The organism is Roseisolibacter sp. H3M3-2 (genome assembly GCF_029211165.1).
Lineage (GTDB): Bacteria > Gemmatimonadota > Gemmatimonadetes > Gemmatimonadales > Gemmatimonadaceae > Roseisolibacter.
Genome location: NZ_JARGEK010000611.1, coordinates 1 through 1,666, shown reverse-complemented (window position 1 = coordinate 1,666; position 1,666 = coordinate 1). Strand labels below are relative to the sequence as shown.

The 1,666-nt window shown below is 79.2% G+C and carries 2 protein-coding genes; one reads left to right on the top strand and one right to left on the bottom strand.

All coding sequences use genetic code 11. The features are described from left to right. A partial coding sequence (locus tag PYV61_RS25075; RefSeq protein WP_275836613.1) for a DUF4349 domain-containing protein occupies nt 1–955 on the bottom strand: 955 nt, incomplete at its 3' end. Nucleotides 956–1,042: 87 nt separating this feature from the next. On the opposite strand from PYV61_RS25075, the gene PYV61_RS25070 reads away from it, so the two are divergent. After that, nucleotides 1,043–1,555, top strand: a complete 513-nt coding sequence (locus PYV61_RS25070) for a methylated-DNA--[protein]-cysteine S-methyltransferase (RefSeq protein ID WP_275836612.1) — start codon at nt 1,043–1,045, stop codon at nt 1,553–1,555. The last annotated feature ends 111 nt before the right edge of the window (nt 1,556–1,666 follow it).

Genomic DNA, 1,666 nt, shown 5'->3' with positions numbered 1-1,666 from the left:
CGCGCGCCGGCGCGGCGGGGCGCACGCGCCGCGGCCAGAGGCGCCACGCCAGCGCCGCCACGGCGCCCACCGGGATCAGCACCCCCGACGACGCGATCGCGAAGGCGACCAGGCCGAGGAAGTTGCGCCACGCCTGCCGCGCCGCGTCGGCGAGCGGGTTGGCGGTCGGCGACGGGCCGACCAGCGGCGCCGGCTCGTGCGCCGTCACCTCGAGCGTGCTGAGCGCGGCGCGCGCGCGCAGGAAGCGCAGCCGCCCCTCCAGCCGCTCGATCTCCTCGCGCACACGCGCCAGCTCGCGCTCGACCTGCAGCACGTCGCTCAGGCGCGGCGCGCCGCGCTCCAGCAGCGCGACCAGCCGCGCCTCCAGCCGCCGCGCGTTGGCGGCGCGCGCGGTGACGTCGACGTACTCCTCGCCCACGTCCTCCGCCTGCACGTTCACCGTCTCGACCTTGCCGAGCGGCGACAGCCCGCCCACCAGCGCGTCGAAGCGGTCGGCGGGGACGCGCAGCTGCAGCGTGGCGGAGCGCACCTGGTCGCGCCCGGCCGCCAGCGCGACGTTCCCCACGTGCCCGCCCAGCCGCGTGGCCAGCGCCCGCAGCGCGCCGAGCGCCGGCTCCAGCGAGTCCACCTGCACCGACGCCTGCCCGGTGCGGATCACCATCGCCGTCGGGTCGACGGCCGCCGCCGATGCGGACGCCGCGGGCTGCGGCGCCGACCCGGCCGACGCCTCGGCCGTCCCGCGCCGCGCGTCGCGCATCTCGCCGCGCGCCGGCGCCGCGGCCGGCGCGAGCGCGGGCACGGGGGGCGGCGGCGCCGCGAGGTCGGCGATCGCCGTCCCGGCGGCGGGGGAAGTCGCCACCGCGTCGAGCGACAGCGACTCCTTGCGGGCGGCGGGCATCTCGCCGCAGGCGGCGAGGACGAGCAGGGCGAGCGGGGCGAGGGCGCGGCGCGGCATCGGATGGGGAGTGAGGGGTCCTCTGCTGTGACGTCCGCGGCCGGCGTTCTTGCACACCCCCCTCCCGGCGGGCGCTACATTTCGGCCATGCCGACCCGCTACACCTGGCTCGAGACCCCGCTCGGCGCCGTGCTGCTCACCGCCGACGGCGACGCGCTGACGCGCGTGTCGATGGGCGCCGCGCCGGCCGAGGTGCGGCCCGGGTGGGAGCGCGTGTCGTCGGGGCCGGGCGTGCTCGCCGAGGCGTGCGGGCAGCTCGCCGAGTACTTCGCGGGCGCGCGCACGACGTTCGACCTCCCGCTCGGCGCCGTGGGCACCCCGTTCCAGCGGCGCGTGTGGGACGCGCTGCTCGCCGTGCCGTACGGCGCGACCGCGACCTACCTCGACGTCGCGCGCGCGCTCGGCGACGCCAACGCGACGCGCGCCGTGGGCGCCGCCAACGGGCGCAACCCGCTCGGCATCGTCGTGCCGTGCCACCGCGTGGTCGGCGCCAACGGCGCGCTCACCGGCTACGCGGGCGGGCTCGATCGCAAGCGGTGGCTGCTGCGCCACGAGGCCGCGGTGCGCGGCGCGGGCGGGCTCGCGCTGGCCCTCGGATGAGGCGCGGATGAGGCGCGGGGGACGCGCGACCGCGCGCGCGGCCGCCGCGGCGATGGCCTGCCTCGCCGCCGCGCGCGAAGTCGGAGGCCAAGCGGTCTTAGGAAGACAAAT

What these genes read in the sequence shown, in the direction of transcription:
- PYV61_RS25070 (WP_275836612.1), top strand. Translation starts at nt 1,043, where the DNA reads ATGCCGACCCGCTACACCTGGCTCGAGACCCCGCTCGGCGCCGTGCTG.